Annotated in this window: 19 protein-coding genes; 5 read left to right on the forward strand and 14 right to left on the reverse strand. The window is 68.7% G+C overall.

Annotated elements, in window-relative coordinates; translation table 11 throughout:
- The coding region (gene glnS, locus B0E41_RS24340) for a glutamine--tRNA ligase (RefSeq protein ID WP_077335422.1) at window positions 1–1,278 on the reverse strand (1,278 nt) is incomplete at its 3' end.
- 64 nt (window positions 1,279–1,342) lie between these two features.
- Here glnS and B0E41_RS24345 point away from each other — a divergent pair.
- Window positions 1,343–1,633 carry a nucleotidyltransferase family protein gene (locus B0E41_RS24345; RefSeq protein ID WP_077335387.1) on the forward strand — a complete coding sequence of 97 codons (291 nt, stop codon included), beginning with the start codon at window positions 1,343–1,345 and terminating at the stop codon, window positions 1,631–1,633.
- A gap of 47 nt (window positions 1,634–1,680) precedes the next feature.
- Here B0E41_RS24345 and yjjJ read toward each other — a convergent pair whose 3' ends face one another.
- Together yjjJ and B0E41_RS24355 are read right to left on the reverse strand one after the other, a co-directional pair.
- Complete coding sequence (gene yjjJ / locus B0E41_RS24350; protein ID WP_077335389.1) at window positions 1,681–3,006, reverse strand: type II toxin-antitoxin system HipA family toxin YjjJ; 1,326 nt, start codon at window positions 3,004–3,006, stop codon at window positions 1,681–1,683.
- Between the two features lie 110 nt (window positions 3,007–3,116).
- The gene (locus B0E41_RS24355) at window positions 3,117–4,073 is read right to left on the reverse strand and encodes a glutaminase (protein WP_077335391.1); all 957 of its coding nucleotides are present in this window, start codon (window positions 4,071–4,073) and stop codon (window positions 3,117–3,119) included.
- 237 nt (window positions 4,074–4,310) lie between these two features.
- On the opposite strand from B0E41_RS24355, the gene B0E41_RS24360 reads away from it, so the two are divergent.
- On the forward strand, window positions 4,311–4,691 hold the full coding sequence (locus B0E41_RS24360; RefSeq protein WP_077335393.1) for a hypothetical protein: 381 nt from the start codon (window positions 4,311–4,313) through the stop codon (window positions 4,689–4,691).
- Between the two features lie 33 nt (window positions 4,692–4,724).
- Here B0E41_RS24360 and B0E41_RS24365 read toward each other — a convergent pair whose 3' ends face one another.
- A complete protein-coding gene (locus B0E41_RS24365) occupies window positions 4,725–5,345 on the reverse strand; it encodes a DUF924 family protein (protein WP_253195148.1) in 621 nt (206 codons plus the stop codon).
- A 127-nt stretch (window positions 5,346–5,472) separates the two neighbouring features.
- Here B0E41_RS24365 and B0E41_RS24370 point away from each other — a divergent pair, with 127 nt between their 5' ends.
- On the forward strand, window positions 5,473–5,949 hold the full coding sequence (locus tag B0E41_RS24370) for a hypothetical protein (RefSeq protein WP_077335397.1): 477 nt from the start codon (window positions 5,473–5,475) through the stop codon (window positions 5,947–5,949).
- 64 nt (window positions 5,950–6,013) lie between these two features.
- On the opposite strand, the gene hutG is transcribed toward B0E41_RS24370, so the two are convergent.
- Genes hutG through hutU form a run of 5 tightly spaced genes read right to left on the reverse strand, consistent with a single transcriptional unit; the run spans window position 6,014 to window position 12,162 of the window.
- Entirely contained in the window at window positions 6,014–6,952 is a 939-nt protein-coding gene (hutG, locus tag B0E41_RS24375; RefSeq protein WP_077335400.1) for a formimidoylglutamase, read from the reverse strand.
- Window positions 6,949–8,166, reverse strand: a complete 1,218-nt coding sequence (gene hutI, locus B0E41_RS24380; protein WP_077335402.1) for an imidazolonepropionase — start codon at window positions 8,164–8,166, stop codon at window positions 6,949–6,951. Before hutI ends, hutG begins: the two co-directional genes overlap by 4 nt.
- On the reverse strand, window positions 8,163–8,882 hold the full coding sequence (locus tag B0E41_RS24385) for a HutD family protein (protein ID WP_077335404.1): 720 nt from the start codon (window positions 8,880–8,882) through the stop codon (window positions 8,163–8,165). The genes hutI and B0E41_RS24385 overlap by 4 nt, the downstream gene beginning before the upstream one ends.
- A gap of 7 nt (window positions 8,883–8,889) precedes the next feature.
- On the reverse strand, window positions 8,890–10,431 hold the full coding sequence (gene hutH / locus B0E41_RS24390; RefSeq protein WP_077335406.1) for a histidine ammonia-lyase: 1,542 nt from the start codon (window positions 10,429–10,431) through the stop codon (window positions 8,890–8,892).
- 24 nt (window positions 10,432–10,455) lie between these two features.
- Complete coding sequence (gene hutU, locus B0E41_RS24395) at window positions 10,456–12,162, reverse strand: urocanate hydratase (RefSeq protein ID WP_077335408.1); 1,707 nt, start codon at window positions 12,160–12,162, stop codon at window positions 10,456–10,458.
- Window positions 12,163–12,271: 109 nt separating this feature from the next.
- Here hutU and hutC point away from each other — a divergent pair, with 109 nt between their 5' ends.
- Window positions 12,272–13,003 (forward strand): histidine utilization repressor, encoded by a 732-nt coding sequence (hutC, locus tag B0E41_RS24400; protein WP_077335410.1) that lies wholly within the window; start codon window positions 12,272–12,274, stop codon window positions 13,001–13,003.
- On the opposite strand, the gene B0E41_RS24405 is transcribed toward hutC, so the two are convergent.
- On the reverse strand, window positions 13,000–13,785 hold the full coding sequence (locus tag B0E41_RS24405) for an MBL fold metallo-hydrolase (protein WP_077335412.1): 786 nt from the start codon (window positions 13,783–13,785) through the stop codon (window positions 13,000–13,002). The two genes, hutC and B0E41_RS24405, sit on opposite strands and share 4 nt — an antisense overlap.
- A 124-nt stretch (window positions 13,786–13,909) precedes the next feature.
- Between B0E41_RS24405 and B0E41_RS24410 the strand changes: the two genes are divergently transcribed.
- The gene (locus tag B0E41_RS24410; protein ID WP_216350817.1) at window positions 13,910–14,917 is read left to right on the forward strand and encodes a helix-turn-helix domain-containing protein; all 1,008 of its coding nucleotides are present in this window, start codon (window positions 13,910–13,912) and stop codon (window positions 14,915–14,917) included.
- Here B0E41_RS24410 and B0E41_RS24415 read toward each other — a convergent pair.
- From B0E41_RS24415 to B0E41_RS24430, 4 genes are read right to left on the reverse strand one after another with little or no spacing between them, the layout of a single operon-like run.
- Window positions 14,904–15,704: a LytTR family DNA-binding domain-containing protein gene (locus tag B0E41_RS24415; RefSeq protein ID WP_077335414.1), complete on the reverse strand. Its 801-nt coding sequence runs from the start codon at window positions 15,702–15,704 to the stop codon at window positions 14,904–14,906. The genes B0E41_RS24410 and B0E41_RS24415 overlap by 14 nt on opposite strands.
- On the reverse strand, window positions 15,701–16,822 hold the full coding sequence (locus B0E41_RS24420; protein ID WP_077335416.1) for a histidine kinase: 1,122 nt from the start codon (window positions 16,820–16,822) through the stop codon (window positions 15,701–15,703). Before B0E41_RS24420 ends, B0E41_RS24415 begins: the two co-directional genes overlap by 4 nt.
- Window positions 16,819–17,922, reverse strand: a complete 1,104-nt coding sequence (locus tag B0E41_RS24425; RefSeq protein ID WP_077335418.1) for a hypothetical protein — start codon at window positions 17,920–17,922, stop codon at window positions 16,819–16,821. The genes B0E41_RS24420 and B0E41_RS24425 overlap by 4 nt, the downstream gene beginning before the upstream one ends.
- Window positions 17,923–17,945: 23 nt before the next feature.
- Entirely contained in the window at window positions 17,946–18,221 is a 276-nt protein-coding gene (locus B0E41_RS24430) for a 2TM domain-containing protein (RefSeq protein ID WP_077335420.1), read from the reverse strand.
- Window positions 18,222–18,229 lie beyond the last annotated feature (8 nt).

Raw genomic sequence — 18,229 nt, forward strand, 5'->3', positions numbered from 1 at the left:
GTGGTGGGGCAGGGCGGGCTGGGTGCAGTCTTCGGTGTAATCGTCAGCGCCGAAGGCCTCTGCCCAGTTGGTGAGCACCAACTTGACGGGGTCGAGCACGGCCATGCCGCGGTGGGCCTTGTTTTCCAGGTCTTCGCGCAGGCAGCCTTCGAGCGTGCTGTAGTCGATCCAACTGTCGCTTTTGGTGACGCCGATGCGTTCGGCAAAGAGCTGGATGCTCTCGGGCGTGTAGCCGCGGCGGCGCAGGCCGACGATGGTGGGCATGCGCGGGTCGTCCCAGCCGCTGACCTTGTGGTCGTACACCAGCTGCGCGAGCTTGCGCTTGCTGGTGATCACATAGGTGAGGTTGAGGCGGGCAAATTCGTACTGGTGCGGCGCGGGGTGGGCTAGCAGGCCGCCTTCGCACAGGCGGTCCATCAGCCAGTCGTAAAACGGGCGCTGGTCTTCAAACTCCAGCGTGCAGATGCTGTGGGTGATCTGCTCCAGCGCGTCCTCGATGGGGTGCGCAAAGGTGTACATGGGGTAGATGCACCATGTGTCGCCGGTGTTGTGGTGCGTGGCGCGGCGGATGCGGTAGATGGCCGGGTCGCGCAGGTTGATGTTGGGCGAGGCCATGTCGATCGTGGCGCGCAGCACCATGGAGCCGTCTTCGTGCGCGCCGTCGCGCATTTCGCGGAAGCGGGCCAGGTTCTGCTCGGGCGTGCGGCTGCGGAAGGGGCTGTCCACGCCGGGTTTGCCGAAGTCGCCGCGCGCGGCGCGCATCTGCTCGCCGGTCTGTTCGTCCACATAGGCGTGGCCGGCTTCGATCAGGTATTCCGCCGCGCGGTACATGAAGTCGAAATAGTCGCTGGCCTGGAACAGGTGGCTCTGGCCGTTGGCCTCCCACTGGAAGCCGAGCCACTGCACCGCGTCCAAGATGGAGTTGACGTATTCGGTGTCTTCCTTCTCGGGGTTGGTGTCGTCAAAGCGCATGTGGCACACGCCGCCGTAGTCGCGCGCGAGGCCGAAGTTGAGGCAGATGCTCTTGGCGTGGCCGATGTGCAGGTAGCCGTTGGGCTCGGGTGGGAAGCGGGTGCGGATCTTGGCCGGGTCGGGCTGGCCGGCGGCGTGGTGCGCGGCGTCGCCCGGGGTGCCGGCCCAGCGGCGCTGGCTGTAGGTGCCTTTTTCCAGATCGTTTTCGATGATCTGGCGCAGGAAGTTGCTGACCTTGTGCTCGCCTTCGGCGGCGGTCGCGTTGGCGTTGTTTTTAGGGGCGTTGGAGGGGGTGTTGGAGCTCATGGAGGTCATTCTAGGTGTGCGCCTTCGGCGCTATCATGGACTTCGCTTTTTACAGACGCATCCGATGAAGCCCTCAACCGCCCTCCAAGCCCACCGGTCCGCCGTGCGACGCGTGGTCGAGGCGCACCGCGCTTGCAATGCGCGGGTGTTCGGCTCGGTCGTGGCGGGTGATGACACGGACGGCAGTGATCTGGATCTGCTGATCGACCCGACGCCTGAAACGAGCCTCATGGACGTGGCCGCGATTCAGGTGGAGCTGGAGCAACTGCTGGGCGTGCCCGTGGATGTGCTCACGCCCAACGGGCTGCCCGCGAGCTTTCGGCAGGCGGTGCTGAAGCAAGCCGTTCCGGTATGAACTGGCTCAAACAGCTGATTGCGGCCCTGCGCGCCTGAGCGGCGCGCTCAAAGTCCCTGAACTGTGACTTGATTCACCTGTGCCGTGGCGCGAAACCCGGCGCTGATGCGCTCGTCCGACGCGGCGGTCTGCCAGAAACGCTGTGCCAGCTCGCGCGCCCGGGGCCAGACGGCGAGGGTCTGCACACTGGGCCTGGGTGGGCTGGCGGCGAAGTCGCGGGGGACGATCTCGCCGGCCACGGGCGCGTAGAGCATGGGCAGCATGTCGTAGGCGGGCGCGAGCTGCCAGCTGTTGGCCTGCAGCAGCAGGGAGATGTTGCCGTGGTGGCGGTCGGTGTTGGCGATGAGGGCGCCGTAGGCGTCGAGCAGGCAGAGAGTGTCGACGTCGGCGGGGGTGAGGCGGTCGGCGCCGGCCATGTCGACGCGCTGCGCGGTGTCGACCCAGTTGGTGCCCTGGCCGATGTACTGGCGGTCATACACGTCGAGTGAGACCATGCCGACGCGGCCTTGCAGGGTGCGGTCGAAGCGCCGGCTCTGCAGGAAGACGCGGCCGGCGGCGAGCACGAGCTCGGTGGGCGCGGCGGGCACGCCGGCCTCGGCCAGGGTGTGCAGGGCCAAGGCTTCGCAAATCAACAGATCGCGCCAGCGCTGGTCGGCCCGGGCGTCGCCTGCGGGCGAAAACTTCACCAGCACCGGGTGGCCGTCGCGCAGCGCGCTGAATTTGGGCTGCTCACCGCCCGCGCTGGAGCCGGCGTGGCTGCTGCCCAGGGCTTCGAGCGCGAGGCGCGGGTAGTCGGCCTCGGCGTCCTTCACCGACGGCGCGGCGCCCCGGTGGGCCAGGAAGCGGTCGAAGGCCGGCGTGCCCACGAGCAGGTTGCCCGGCAGGTCGTCGCCCGCGTTGACGAGCGCTTTCAATATGTGGTCGTCGCTCCAGTGCTGCAGCGTGGCGGGCAGTTGCAGCGCGGGGTGGGCCTGCGCGAAGCCGCGGCCGAGAAAGCCCTGGGGCCGCATGTCGTAGATGAACCAGGGCAGGCTGTCGTGAAAGGCGCTGCGGCCGTGGGCTTCGTCCATCCAGAAGCCGCCGCCGGCCAGCGGGAACAGCGTGCCGAAAGGGCGCACGCCGCCGTCGGCCAGCACCTCGTGCACCGGTACGCGGCGGCCCACGCTGTCCACCTCGCGCGGCAGCAGGTAGCGCTGCGCCCGCGCCGCCCCCACCTTGACCACCTGGCCGGTGGCCGCGAGGGCGTTGAGCGCGCGGGAGACGGTGGCCTGGCTCACGCCCAGGCGCTCTTGCAGCTGCGGGCTGCTGGCGTGGCCGCCGAGCTGGCGCAGGGCGGTGAGCAGGTGCTCACTCGGGTTTTGAGTGACTGACATGAATAGATTTTTGAATAGATAAATTGGTGCCATGGTGGCACAAAAATCCATTCACATCAAAGACTTTGTTTCGCCTTCTGTTGGGCGAAGGCCCTAAATCTGAATGCTTTTCAAAGCGTGGTGTGGCCCCAGCCCGTGAGCTGCACCAGCCGCTCCAGCGCGAACGCGCCGAGCACCGAGTTGCCTTTGGCGTCGAGCTCGGGCGACCACACGGCCACGGTGCCCACGCCGGGCACCACCGCCACGATGCCGCCACCCACGCCGGTTTTCACCGGCAGGCCGATGCGGTAGGCGAAGTCGCCCGCGGCGTCGTAGGCTCCGCAGGTGAGCAGCAGGGCGTTGACGCGGCGGGTGTCGTCGGGGCTCATGAACTGTTCGTCGCCTTCGCCGTTGTGGCCGAGGTCGCGCCCGCCATTGGCGAGGAACATGGTGGCCTGCGCGAGCTGGGCGCAGCTCATTTCGGTGGCGCACTGGCGGCAGTAGTTGTCGAGCACCAGCTCGGGGTCGTTGTGGAAATTGCCGTGGCTCTTCATGAAATAGGCCATGGCCATGTTGCGGTGCGCGGTGTCGCGCTCGCTCTGGGCGATGCGGGCGTTCCAGTAGAGCGCAGGGTCGTCCACCAGGCGGCGCAGGGCGCCGAGCAGGGCGTAGTCGAGGTGGGCGTAGCGGCTGGTGAGGATGTCGGTGATGACCAGCGCCCCGGCGTTGATGAAGGGGTTGCGCGGGATGCCGTTTTCCGTCTCTAGCTGCACGATGGAGTTGAACGCCGCGCCGGAGGGCTCGCGCCCCACGCGCTTCCACAGGTCGTTGCCCACCAGCTTGAGGGCCAGCACGAAGGTGAAGAGTTTGGTGATGCTCTGCAGCGAAAACGCGGTGTGCGCGTCGCCCACGGTGTGGCTCTCGCCGTTGCACAGCGCCACCGCCATGCCGAACTGGCGCGGCGCCACCTCGCCGAGCGCGGGGATGTAGTCGGCCACGCGGCCCTGGCCGTAGAGGGCCTGGGCTTCGGTGTGGATCTGCTCCAGCAGGGCGGGCAGGGTGGAGGATGGGAGCGTCGCGGCGGTCATGGCGCATTCTAGAAAGCGCGGGGGCCACGGTATGCCGGGCCTGACGGGCGGGATGCAGCGCGCGCATGACGGCAGCGAAAGAAGGGTTTCCCCTGCACCAGAGTGCCCTGTGTGTGCGAAATGCCGCCCCTCACGGACCAGCAGCCGACAAGGGGGAGGCGAGGGGGTGTCAGCGGTGGCCAGTTTCCGCTATCGTTCAAATCAATTCCGAATCTGAACAAGAAAGGTTACGTGGTCATGAACAAGGACAACCCGGACACCTTCTTGATGGAGGAGCAATCGGAGTGGGAGTCGACGCAGATGGACGACGTGTTTCTGCCCTCTGTGCAAGTGCAGCTGAGCTGGAGCGACGTGGAGGCTGCGGTGGCGCGCGGCGCGATCGTGCCGGCGCAGGCGCACACGCTCTGGGCCGCTTGGGCGGCGCCGGGCAGCCCGCTGCGGCGCGGTGTGGTCGCGCCAGAACACGCCTTTCAGCCCACCCAGGACGAACCCCACTGGGCCGCCGAGCCGCTCGAAGACCTCAGCGAGCCCGCGGGCGGCGGCAAGCTGATGCTGGCGGTGGCCCTGCTGCTGGCGGCGGCGGTGGGCGCGGGGTTGATGTACCTGCTGGGCCGCTGATTCAACGGTCCCACGAATCCGATTCCCGCCCGGTCACTGGCCGAAGCGCGGGCCGTCGGTCAGAAAAGCCGCTTCTTCGGGCGTGTTGACCCGGCCTAGGGCGGCATTGCGGTGCGGGAAACGGCCAAAGCGCTGAATGATGTCGTTGTGCTGTTCAGCAAAGCGCAGGTTGCTGCTCAGCGTGGCCTGAAGCTCGGGCGGGCTGGTTCTGCGCAGTTTTTCAAATCGCAGCACGCACTCGTCTTGCAGCGCCTGGCTTTCGGCGTGCATCAGCGGCATGTAGAGAAACACCCGGGCTGCGCAGGGCAACCCGGTGTCCTGACCCAGCGCCAGGGTGTGCATCACCAGGCGCTGAGCCCGCCCGTCACCCGCAAAGGCCCGTGGCTGGCCCCGGTGCACATTGCGGGTGAACTGGTCGAGTAGCAACACCAGCGCCAGACGATCATGAAGCGGTGCTTCCCAGTCGATCAGCCCACCGTCGAGGGCGTGCTCCACCAGCGCGCCGAAGCGCTCGCGGATCAGGGCGTCCTGCTCGGCACCGCCACCGAACCAGAGGTCGTTTCGGTTGTCGGAAGGCCAGTCGCGGGTCATGCCGTCACCCAACCAGAAATCGAGCACGTCCTGAGGGTGCAGGTTGGGTGGGAGCGGGGTCACGGAAAGGGGCATGGGCTTGTTACGAATGGCTACGAGTTTGACGAAGCGTGGGGTACAGGTTACCGGGAAAGTGTCTTTAATCTACCCATGGCGCCTGAATCCCGGCACCGCAACAAGGAGACCCACGATGACTGCCCTTCTTCCGAGCTTCTCTCGCACCTCGCCTCTGGCACGCGGCTTGGCCCTCGTGAGCCTGGCAGCGGGCGCATGGGCGCTCACGGCCGGCATGAGCCAGGCCCACGCTCGCGACGTTTTCTGGTCGGTTGGTGTGAACGGCCCCGGCGTGACCATCGGCGCTTCCAATGCGCCCGTGGTGGTTCACCAGCCGCCGTCTTACTACTACCAGCAACCCGTGGTGGTGCACCAGCCACCGCCAGTCTATTACCGCCCCCGCCCGGTGGTGATTCAACAGCCGCCGGCCTATTACTACCCGCAACCCGTGGTCGTGCAGAGCGGTTACGCCTACCCGCCACGCTGGCGCGAGCACCCAGGGCGTGGACACGGCCGCTGGGACCGCCATGATCGCCATGATCGGGACGACCGCTGGGACCGCCATGACCGTGATGACGACGACCGCCGTGGCCGTGGTCGAGGCCACGACTGACACGCTTGGAGGCTGAGCGCCTTGCGCTGAGCCTCCGACATTCATCGAGCAGCCGCCGGCCGCCTCAATGGCGGCCGCGTGCCATCCGGGCCGCCAGCCGCGCAGCCACCCGGGCGGTGAGACCGTCGCGGTCGAGCGAGGGGTTGAGTTCGGCGATATCGGCCGCCACCACGCGGCCCGAAGCCAGCACCTGATCGATCAGCCGCTCCACATGTGCGAGCGGCACGCCCAGCGGTGCCGGCGCCGACACCCCCGAGGCTTGCGCACCGGGCAGCACATCCAGACACACCGTGAGGTACACCGCGTCACAGCGTGCGAGGTCGGTGGCCAGCGCCTGCTGCGCGTCGCGCAGGCCGGCGGCATCCTGCAGGCTGTCGTCGAGCCAGTAGCGCACGCCCATGGCGTGGGCTCGGTCAAACAGGGCCTGGGTGTTGGCGAAGCGGCTGATGCCGAAGACGCGGTAGTTGAAGGCCTGGTCGTGCTCGGTGCACCAGTCGTGCATCTGGCGGAACGGTGTGCCGGAGTTGGCCTGGGCGGCCACGCGCAAATCAAAGTGTGCGTCGAGGTTGATCACGAGCAGGCGGCTGGCGTCGGGCCGCGCTTGCACGATGCCCTGGAAGGTTCCCCAGGCCATTTCGTGGCCACCACCGAGCACCAGCGGCAGGCTGCCGCGCTCCATGGCGTCGGCCACGCGCTCGCCCAGTTGCGCCTGCGCGGTTTCGAGCGCGCCGTCTTTGCAACTCACATCGCCCGCGTCCCAGAGCGCCGGTTCGCCGAGCACCGGCAGGTTGGCTAGCGCTCCGCGCAGCGCCTGCGGGCCGAGGGCCGCACCGGTGCGGCCGGCGTTGCGGCGCACGCCTTCGTCGACTGCGAAGCCGATCAGCGTGACACCGCCTTGGCTGTCTTCAGTGGCGGGCCGCACGTGCTGGTGCCAGCGGGTGCTGACACCGGTTTCTTCGGCGTCGATGCGGCCGCGCCATTCAAAAGGTGGGTTCGGATTCATGTGCGCTCCAGTCCTGCCGCGATCACGCGGCGGCAGGGGTTGCGGCCAAACCAGTAGGCCAGTTCGTTCGGGTGGTCGAGGTCCCAGGCCACGAAGTCGGCGCGCTGGCCGGCGGCGAGCTGGCCACGGTCGCTCAGGCCGAGCGCGCGCGCGGCGTGCAGCGTGATGCCCTGCACCGCTTCGAGCGGCGTGAGCCGGAACAGGGTGCAGGCCATGCTCGCCATGAGCAGCAGCGACAGGCCCGGCGAGGTGCCGGGGTTGTGGTCGGTGGACACGGCCATGGGCACGCCGGCCGCGCGCAGCGCCGCGATGGGTGGCAGCTTCGTTTCGCGCAGAAAGTAGTACGCGCCGGGCAGCAGCACGGCCACGGTGCCGGCCGCTTTCATGGCCGCGATGCCGGCATCGCTCAGGTGTTCGAGGTGGTCGCACGAGAGCGCGCCGAACGAGGCCGCGAGCGCGGCGCCGCCCTGGTCGGAGAGTTGTTCAGCGTGCAGCTTGACGGGCAGGCCGAGGGCTTTGGCGGCTTCGAAAACGCGGCGCGTCTGGGCCGGGGAGAAGCCGATGTGTTCGCAGAAGGCATCGACCGCGTCCACCAGGCCCTGGGCGTGCAGCTCGGGCAGCCAGGCGCAGACGGCGGTGATGTAGTCGTCGGGCCGACCGTCGAATTCGGGCGGCAGGGCGTGGGCGCCAAGGAAGGTGGTTTTCACCGTCAGCCGGCGGCACTCGCCCAGGTGGCGCGCGACGCGCAGGCAGCGCGCTTCGGCCTCCAGCGAGAGGCCGTAGCCCGACTTGATCTCCAGCGTGGTCACGCCTTCGGCCATGAGGCTTTTTGCGCGTTGCATGGTGCTGGCGAGCAGGGCATCTTCGCTGGCGGCGCGGGTGGCGGCGACGGTGGAGCGGATGCCGCCGCCCGCGCGTGCAATCGCTTCGTAGCTCGCGCCGTTCAGGCGCTGCTCGAACTCGGCCGCGCGTTGACCGCCGTAGACCAGGTGGGTGTGGCAGTCCACCAGGCCGGGCGTGATCAGCGCGCCGCCGAGGTCGACTTCGTGCGCTGGATGGGCATGTGAAGGAAGGGCGCGGTTCGGGCCGACCCAGGCGATCTGGTCGCCGTCGGTGAGCAGGGCGCCGTCCTCGATCAGGCCCCAGCCGTCGGTGCCTTGGGCGGGGTCGAGCGTGGCGAGGCGGGCGTTGTGCCAGAGGGTGGTGGTGGTCATGGGGTCTCGCCTTCGGGAATGTGGTGCAGCCACCAGCCGGAGGTGAAACACCCCCCGCGCCGCTTCGCGGCACCCCCCTCCGGGGGGCGGCACTGGCCGTCTGGCAAAGCCAGCCCGGCGGTGCCCCTGGGTGGCGGTGTTTCATGCGGTTCGGGTGTCGCTCCGGTGCTGTGTAAAACCGATACGGGGACATCGGGTTCGAAGTGCCAGTCGCCTGGCGGCGGTGCATCGAACCAGAGCAGGCTGAGGGCGGGCAAGGTACGTTGTTCGTCGCCGCTGCGCCAGTTGCCGGCCACGCGCGCGAACAGGCCGGCCTGGGCACCGGCGGGTGCTGACCAGGCGGCGCCGGGCGACACGGCGGCCATGCCGCCCGTGCCGCCGCGAAGCATGAGGTTGAGGTCGCGCACCGGGCCGCCGGGCAGTTGGCAGCCGGGCGCCGCAGCGCCGTCGAAGGCCAGCGGTGCATCGCCGGGGCGCAGTGTCAGCGAGCGGTCGGCGAAGTCCAGCACCACGCCCTCACCCGAGAGCAGAACGAACCAGCGCCGCACACCGGGGAAGGCCGAGAACGGGCCGTCGGCGGCGATGTCGGCCACGCTGATGCGCAGCCGCCAGTCTGTGGCGTCGGGCCAGGTCAGCAGCTCGCGCGTGACCCCACCGCCATTGCGCCACGGCGTGGCCGGGGCGCTGTCGACGGTGATGCTGCGCGCGGTGGTCATGGCGCGATCAGTTCGCCCAAACAGAAGCGAACAGGTCCTGGTGCGCGGCACCGGCCGCACCTTCCAGCACCAGCCGGCGGGCAGCCTCGATGTCGGGCGCGAAGAGCCGGTCCTTGTCGTAGAACGGCACCTCGGCGCGCAACGCCGCATGCACCTGGGCCAGGCGCGGCGAGGTGGCGAGCGGGCGGTGGAAGTCCACGCCCTGCGCGGCGGCCAGCCACTCGATGCCGAGGATGGTGGCGGTGTTGTCGGCCATCTCGGCCAGGCGGCGCCCGGCGTAGGTGGCCATGCTCACATGGTCTTCTTGGTTGGCGCTGGTGGGCAGGCTGTCCACGCTGGCGGGGTGCGCGTGCGACTTGTTCTCCGAGGCCAGCGCGGCGGCCGTGACGTGGGCGATCATGAAGCCGCTGTTGAGGCCCGGGTTGTCCACCAGGAAGGGCGGCAGGCCCGAGAGCGTGCTGTCGATCAGCAGCGCGATGCGGCGCTCGGAGATCGCGCCGATCTCGGCGATGGCCAGGGCCAGCGTGTCGGCCGCGAAGGCCACGGGCTCGGCGTGGAAGTTGCCGCCCGAGAGCACCTCGTTGGTGTCGGTGAACACCAGCGGGTTGTCGGTGACGGCGTTGGCTTCGGTGAGCAGGGTGCGCGCGGCGTTGTTGATGAGGTCGCGGCAGGCGCCCATGACCTGCGGCTGGCAGCGCAGGCTGTAGGGGTCTTGCACGCGCTCGTCGTTGTCGAGGTGCGAGAGGCGGATCTGGCTGCCCGCGAGCAGGGCGCGCGTGGCGGCCGCCACGGCGATCTGGCCGGGCTGGCCGCGCACGGCGTGGATGCGCGGGTCAAACGGCGCATCGCTGCCCTTCGCGGCGTCCACGCTGAGCGCGCCGGTCACCGTGCCGGCTTCGAGCAGGCGCTCGGCCATGAAGAGGCCGTGCAGCGCGAGCGCGGTGGAGACCTGGGTGCCGTTGATCAGCGCCAGGCCTTCTTTGGCCGCGAGCGTGAGCGGGGCAATGCCGGCGGCTTTCAGCGCCGCAGCAGCGGGCACCCACTCGCCGTTCATGCGCACCTCGCCTTCGCCCATCAGCGCCAGCGTCATGTGCGAGAGCGGCGCGAGGTCGCCCGAGGCGCCGACCGAGCCCTTGACCGGGATGCGCGGCGTGATGCCGGCGTTGAGCAGGGCGAGCAGGGTGTTGATGACGACGGGGCGCACACCCGAGTACCCGCGCGCAAGGCTCGCTGCCTTCATCAGCACCACGAGGCGCACGGTGGCGTCGCTCATGGGTTCGCCGGTGCCTACCGAGTGCGACAGGATCAGGTTGCGCTGCAGCAGCTCCAGCTGGTCGTCGGGGATGCGCGTCTTGGCGAGCTTGCCGAAGCCGGTGTTGATGCCGTAGGCCGCGTCGCCTTTTTGAACGATGGCGTGGATGGCCGCGGCCGAGGCCGCGATGCCCGCTTGTGCGTCGTCGCTGAGTTGAACGCGCACGGCCTGTTGCCAGACGGTGCGCAGGTCGGCCAGGGTCATCTGGCCGGGTTGCAGGGTGAGGGTGTGGGTCATGTTGTGAGTGTCTTGTTGTTGGGCTCAGGCCACCATCGGGAGTTTCAGGCCTTGCTTTTTCGCGGTCGCAATCGCCAGCTCATAACCCGCATCCGCATGGCGCATCACGCCCGAGCCGCAATCGTTGACCAGCACACGCGCCAGGCGCTCGGCCGCAGCGTCGGTGCCGTCGGCCACGATCACCATGCCCGAGTGTTGCGAGTAACCCATGCCCACACCACCACCGTGGTGCAGGCTGACCCAGCTGGCGCCGCCGGCGGTGTTGAGCAGGGCGTTGAGCAACGGCCAGTCGCTCACGGCGTCGGTGCCGTCCTTCATGGCCTCGGTTTCGCGGTTGGGGCTGGCGACCGAGCCGGTGTCCAGGTGGTCGCGGCCGATCACGATCGGGGCCTTCAGCTCGCCGCTTTTCACCATCTCGTTGAAGGCCAGGCCGGCGATGTGGCGCTCGCCCAGGCCGAGCCAGCAGATGCGGGCCGGCAGGCCCTGGAAGGCAATGCGCTCGCGCGCCATGTCGAGCCAGCGGTGGGTGTGCTTGTTGTCGGGGAACAGCTCCTTGATCTTGGCGTCGGTCTTGTAGATGTCTTCCGGGTCGCCCGAGAGCGCGACCCAGCGGAACGGACCCTTGCCCTCGCAGAACATGGGACGGATGTAGGCGGGCACGAAGCCGGGGAAATCAAACGCGTTCTTCACGCCCTGGTCGAACGCGACCTGGCGGATGTTGTTGCCGTAGTCCACCGTGGGGATGCCCATGGCCTGGAAATCGAGCATGGCCTGCACGTGCACCGCGCAACCCTGGGCGGCTTCTTCTGTCAGCCGCTTGTGCTGCGCCGGATCCTTCTGCGCGGCCTTCCACTGCGCCACGCTCCAGCCCACCGGCAGGTAGCCGTTGATGAGGTCGTGCGCCGAGGTCTGGTCGGTGACGAGGTCGGGTTTGATGGCGCCGGCCCCGCCCGATTTCACGCGTTTCACCAGCTCGGGCAGCACTTCGGCGGCGTTGCCCAGCAGGGCGATGGAGACGGCTTCCTTCTTCGCTGTGTGTTCTTTGATGAGTTCGAGCGCGTGGTCGATGTCGCGCGCCTGCTTGTCCACGTAGCGCGTGCGCAGGCGGAAGTCGATGCTGCTCTGCTGGCATTCGATGTTGAGCGAGCAGGCGCCGGCCAGCGTGGCCGCCAGCGGCTGCGCGCCGCCCATGCCACCGAGCCCGGCGGTCAGGATCCAGCGGCCGGAAAAATCATTTTTGTAGTGCTGCTTGCCGGCCTCGACGAAGGTTTCAAACGTGCCCTGCACGATGCCCTGGCTGCCAATGTAGATCCAGCTGCCGGCGGTCATCTGGCCGTACATGAACAGGCCCTTGCGGTCGAGTTCGTTGAAGTGTTCCCAGTTGGCCCACTTGGGCACCAGGTTGCTGTTGGCGATCAGCACGCGAGGGGCGTTGCTGTGGGTCTTGAACACGCCGACCGGCTTGCCCGACTGCACCAGCAGGGTCTCGTCGTCGTTCAGGTCTTTGAGCGACGCGAGGATCTGGTCGAAGCAGGCCCAGTCGCGCGCGGCGCGGCCGATGCCGCCGTAGACCACGAGGTGCTGCGGGTTCTCGGCGACCTCGGGGTCGAGGTTGTTCTGGATCATGCGGTAGGCGGCCTCGGCGATCCAGTTCTTGCAGGTCAAAGTGTTGCCGCGAGGCGCGCGGATGACGCGGGTGGGGTCGAGGCGGGGGTCGTTCAGGTCGCTCATGGCGTGTCTCCTTGGTGTGGATGTCTGATCAGGATCGGATGTTTGATTTTTAAATGTATATACAAATTATCGACAGATAATGAAAGCTGTCAATACCGGTTACATCGACATGAACGCCGCATCACCCACAACCCCCGACCCTGCTGCGCACCTGCCGGCCTACCTGCGGGTGAAGCGCCATGTGCTGGCGCAGATCCAGGGCGGTGTCTGGAAAGAGGGCGACGCGATTCCCGGTGAAGAGGCGATGGCGCGCGAGTTCGGGGTGTCGCGCATGACGGTGAACCGCGCGATCCGCGAGCTGAGCGACGAGCAGATCGTGGAGCGGGTGCAGGGCTCGGGCACCTACGTGGCGCAGCAGAAGTACCAGGCCACGCTGGTCGACATCCGCAACATCGCCGAAGAGATCGCCGCGCGCGGCCACGTGCACCGCAGCGAGCTGCACAAGCTGGAGCGCATCAAGGCCGGCGAGGCGCTGGGGCGGCAGTTCGGGGTGCCGGCCGCGCAGGCGCTGTTCCACTCGGTGGTGGTGCACTTTGAAAACGGCCAGCCGATCCAGGTGGAAGACCGCTACGTCAACCCGTCGGTGGCGCCCGATTACCTGGCGCAGGACTTCGCCACCCAGACCCCCAACGCCTACCTGATGCGGGTCGCCCCGCTGGAGGGTGTGAAGTTCGCCATCGAGGCCTGCCAGCCCCCGCCCTGGGTGGGCGAGATGCTGGGCATGCCGGTGGGCGAGCCTTGCTTGGTGCTGCGCCGGCAGACACAGTCCATGGGCCGCGTGGCGTCGGTGGCGGCGATGTGGCACCCGGCGTCGCGGTACCAGTTCACGGGCAGTTTCTAGGCGACGCCGAAGTCCAACGTCTCGCCGTCGGCGGGTGTGCACAGGCGTGCGCCCAGCCCGGCGTGGTTGGCCGCCGCGCGCAGCTGCGAGCGTGTGACGGGGCAGTGGCTGATGGCTTCGAGATGGTTGACCACCACCGTGCCCTGGGCCAAGCGGGCAAAGGCCACCACCTGTTCCAGGCCCATGATGATGTCGCCGCCCACATCGAAGCGCGCACCGCCACCCGGCACCACGCAGATCCGGGGCTGCCGCTGTTGCACGAAAGTTTCGACCTCGGGGGTGAGCACGGTGTCGCCTGCCAGGTACAGCGAGGGCTCGCCGGGCAGGGTGATGTGGTAGCCCACACCGTGCTCCATGAACCGACCCACCAGACCGTGGCCGTGGGTGCAGCGCACCGTGCGGATGCTGCCTTCAAAAAAGGGCACGCCTTCGGCGTGTCCCTCGGGCAGGGCCTCCACCCGCAGGCCGCGTTGGCGCAGATATGGTGCATCGTGTGGGGTGCAGATGACGGGAATCCGACGCTCGCGCAGCCAGCGCTTGCCGACGGCGTCCAGGTGGTCGAAGTGGCCCTTCTGGCAATGCGTGATCAGGCAGTGGGTCACTTGGTCCAGGACGCTGTCGGCTTCGGCGGGCAGCGCCACCGTGGGGTTGCGTTCGCGCACGCCATCGAGCAAACGCAGTGGGGGCAGGGCGCCGCGTGGGGCCAGCATGGGGTCGACCAACACATGGCGTTCGCCCAGGTGCAGGACCAGGGTGGCATTGCGGAGTTGGGTGATGCGCATGGTGGATTCCTTTGGACAGTGCGTCCATTGTGGAACCGGTCCTCTGATTGTTACCATGGCGGGATCGCCATGTTGTGTGGTGATTCCGCCAAAACCCGTTTTCCCTGAAAAACCGTTCCGTTCCATGCCACCGGCACCTGTATCCCGCACCCTGCGCATCGCGATCCTGGCCTACCCCGGTTGCGTGGGGGCAGAGGTTTTTGCGGTGGTCGACGTGTTGCGCTTGGCGGGCCATCTGGCACGCGCGCAGCGCACCCCGCCGGCCATGCGGCTGGAGCTGCAGGTGGTGGGGTTGCGTGGGCGCCATGTGACCATGGCGGGTGGGCTGGTCCTGTCGGTCCAACAGCCCGCAGCGGCCATTGATGTGCTGATCGTGCCAGGGCTGGACATCGACCGACTCGACGATTGGGAGGCGCGGCTGGCGCCGCTGCAGCGGGAGCTGGCGTTCATACGCAAGACCTTTGCCAGAGGCGGTGCGGTAGCGGGCGTGTGCGTGGGCGCGTTCCTGCTGGCGCAGGCGGGGCTGCTCGATGGCCGCCGGGCGACCACGGCTTGGCTGTGCGCTCCGCAGTTGGCGCAGCGCCATCCGCAGGTCCGGCTGGTGCCGGATGCGGTGCTGGTGGAGGATGGCGCCGAGCTCACCACCGGAGCGGTGAGCTCGGTGTTCGATCTGGCACTCCTGCTGGTGCGGCGCACACTTGGTGCCCGGGTAGCGGCGGCCACGGCCCGGATCGCCCTGCTGTCCGATGGCCGCGCCTCGCAGGCGCCTTATGTCGACGCCAGCCTGCGTCCCCCGGCCATGCCCTCGTTTGCCCAGTCGGTGGCACAGTGGCTCCAGACGCGGCTGGCTGAACCCTACGATCTGGCGCGCTTGGCGCGGGCGTTCCACGTCAGCCCGCGCACCCTGCTGCGCCGGGTGAAGGCCGAGAGCGGGAATCCGCCTCTGGTGTTGCTGCAGCAGGCCCGTGTGGAAGAGGCCAAGCGGTTGCTCAGGGAGACCCGCTGGAGCCTGGCCCGCGTTACCGAGGCGGTGGGCTATGGCGACGTGCCGACCTTCTCGCGCCTGTTCGCCGCCAGGGTGGGTGAAACCCCGGCGCGCTACCGGCGCCGTGCCACTCTCACATCGCCTTGAAACGCCCGGCGTAGAGGCGGCTGACGGGCAGGCGTTGGTTCAGGCCGCGCAGGTCCAGGCTGAGCTTGCCCGCTTCGTCGCGGTGCACGCTGTGGATGGCGGTGGCGCGCACCACGGTGCCGCGATGCACCTGCCAGAACAGACTGGCGTCGAGCTGGGGAATGAGTTCTTTGAGCGGGGTGCGGATCAGCAACTCTTCGCTGGCGGTGAGCACGCGCACGTATTTGTCGGCGGCCTCGAACACCAGCACCTCTTCAATGGGCACCAGCCGGATCTGCTGGCCCACGCTGGCCTGGATCACGCGCAGGGGCTCGCTGGGCGTGGCCGCCGCGGCGGGTGCGAGCAGGGCGCGCAGCTGGGTCAGCGTGTGTTCGAGCGGCGCGGCCCGGTCGGCGGGGTTGCGCTGCGCCAGCACCTGCTGCACGCGCTGCACCGTGCGCGCCAGGCGCTCGGGCTGCACGGGCTTGAGCAGGTAGTCCACCGCCTGCGCCTCGAAGGCCTGGACGGCGTACTGGTCGTAGGCGGTGACGAACACGATGGCGGGAAACGGGATGTCGGCGGGCCACTCGTCCGCCAGCTCGGCGGCGGCTTCCAGCCCACTCTGCCCCGGCATACGGATGTCCAGGAACAGCACGTCGGGCCTCAGCGCCAGACCCTGCGCCACGGCGGCGGCGCCGTGGCCCACGGTGGCGATCACCCTCAGCTCGGGCCAGGCAGCGGCGAGCTCGGCCTGCAGCGCGGCGGCGAGCAAGGGTTCGTCTTCGGCGATCAGGGCTGTGGCGTTCATGCGGCTTCCTCTGAGCGCTGGGTCAGCGGCAGGTGCAGGCGGACGGTCGTGCCCTCGCCGACCTGGCTGCTCAGTTCGACGCGTCCCGCGCCCCCGTGCAGACTGGCCACTCGCTCGCGCACCTGCGCGATGCCGAAGCCGCTGCCCTGGTCAATGTTGCTGGCCTGTGCCGGTGCGCCGGTGTGCATGCCGACGCCGGTGTCCCGCACCTCGATCAGCAGACGGTGGGCGCCTTCGCGGCGCGCGGTGACGGTGATGCTGCCGCCGTCGAGCTTGGGCTCCAGCCCGTGGCGGATCGCGTTCTCCACCAGCGGCTGCAAGAGCAGCGGCGGCAGCGGGTGGCGTTGCAGGTCGTCGGGCAGCTGCAAGGTGTAGGCCAGGCGCGGTCCCATGCGCACGGCCATCAGCTCCAGGTAGTCGCGCAGGCGGGCGAATTCGTCGGCCAGCGTGTGGCCACCGCTCACCGCATCGGTGCGCGAGGCCTTGAGCGTGGCGCGCAGGTAGTCGTTGAGCCGGTCGAGCATGTGGATCGCGCGCGGCGGGTCGGTGGCGATCAGTGCGCGCAGGTTGGCCAGCGTGTTGAACAGCATGTGCGGTTCCAGCTGTGTTTCCAGCAGCTTGAGCCGCGCTTCGGTGGCCTGTTTGTGCATGTCCAGCGCGCGCTCGCGTTGCTGGAAGTAGAAGAGGAAGGCGAAACTCACGCCCAGCGAAGACAGCCAGAAACCCCAGAAGCGCTGTGGCGAGAGCCTGAAAAGCTCCCAGGTGGAATGGCCGGCATAGGCGTCGCCCACCGCCGTGCCCGCCGCGTAGCCCAGCAGCATGCATGCCGGCATGTACACCATGGTGCGGGCCGACCAGGCCCAGTAGTGCGGAGGCTGGGTGTTCAGCCAGCGATGCAGCGCGATGCGCACCGGGTCGCAGAGCAACCAGATCGAGGTGCTGATGGCGAAGGTGTACACCAGCGAACGGTCGAGCTGGTGCGACTGAGGGCTCGATATCCAGAGGAAGAGGGCAATCAGCGGCGCCACGCCCCAGACCACCAGCCCTCGGCGCAGCACACCGGCGCGGGTGGTCGGGGGCAGCCAGCGCAGGAGCAGGTCGGAGGCGGATCGGGTCATGGGGTGGCGATGAGGTGCTGGCGGTGGAAGCTGGCGATTTTTGCATGGGCCATTTCACGCTGCCGCGCATCGAAGCCGGGCACTGGCATTCCGCCGCGCACCTGCAGGGCCGCCACCTCTCGGGCCACCGATTCGGGCCAGGGCCACAACACGTCGAAGTGGCCCGCGCCGGGCAGGTCGGCGAGCAGCGTGCAGCGTTTGCAGTTCGCGAGCAAGTGGGTCGAGTGGAAGCGGGGCACCAGCACCTCGTCGCGCTGGGCGCTCACCACGCCCACCGGGATGCGGATGCGCGCCAGGCTCTCGGCGCTGAAGATGGCGGCCAGCGGCACGGCCAGCGTGACGGCGGCGACGCGCGGATCGGGCCGGGGATCGGCGCTGTCTTGCGTGGGTGTGCCTCCGCCGCGCGGGGTGGTCAGGTCGGTAGGCAGGAAAAAATCGGGCACGTAGCGGGCCCGGTCGTGGTTGGCCTGGCGCTCGGCGCGCGCCGCGCCGTCCTTCGCGCCCTGGTAGCAGAAGGATGCGTCGTCCTTCGCATGCCGGTTGCAGTGTCGTGCGAGGTTGATCGTGCGCCACTGGCCACCGGCCAGCGAGATGCCGGTCACGCCGCCCGCCGACATGCCGTGCACGCCCACGCGCGAGAGGTCCAGCCGCGCGGACCACAGCGGGTCTTTCGCCAGCGCGTCGATCACCTGCGTCACCTCGCGCGGGCGGCGCTCGAACGCCACGGGGCCTGCGTCTCGGGTGTCTTTGTAGTTGTCGCCCACGTGCAGAGGCTGCGCCACCACGAAGCCCGCGCGCGCCAGCGTGGCGGCGAGCGCGTGGTCGGCGATGGCGCTGCCGCCGGTGCCGTGCGAGATGACGATGAGCCGCTGGCGCTGGTTCAGCGGCGCAGCGTTGCGCGCGACGTCGATGGTGAAGGCACCGAAGGTTTGGATTTTTGACGCGGCCTGCGTCGGGTAGACCAGCGTCACGGGCAGGGCGCCGACGCGCCACTCGCTCATGCCGACCTGCGCTTGCGCGAGGCCGGTGGCGGCCAGGGGCAGCGCGGTGATGAGGGCCTGCAGGGCCCGGCGGGGCGAACGCAGGAGGTGGGGGCTCATGGTGGTGGTGCCCGGTGAGGCGCTCAGCGATGGGCGGCCGAGGCTTGCAGGCGCTCGCGCTCCTTCTGCACCAGACGCTCGCGCAGGGCCGAGCCTTGGCCGATGGCGAACACGCGCAGGCCGTGCATGAGCAAACCAAAACCCCAGCCCAGCGCCGGCGCGATGGGCCAGAAGCGGCCTTGTTGGGCGCCCAGCAGGGCCAGGCCGCTGATCACGATGACGTAGACGGTGGCGTGGGTGACCCAGCCCAGTCTCGCGCCGGCACGTTTCTGGGCGAGGCGTTCCAACTCGGGGGACAGTGAGGGGG

Origin of the sequence: Hydrogenophaga sp. A37 (genome assembly GCF_002001205.1) — a bacterium.
Lineage (GTDB): Bacteria > Pseudomonadota > Gammaproteobacteria > Burkholderiales > Burkholderiaceae_C > Hydrogenophaga.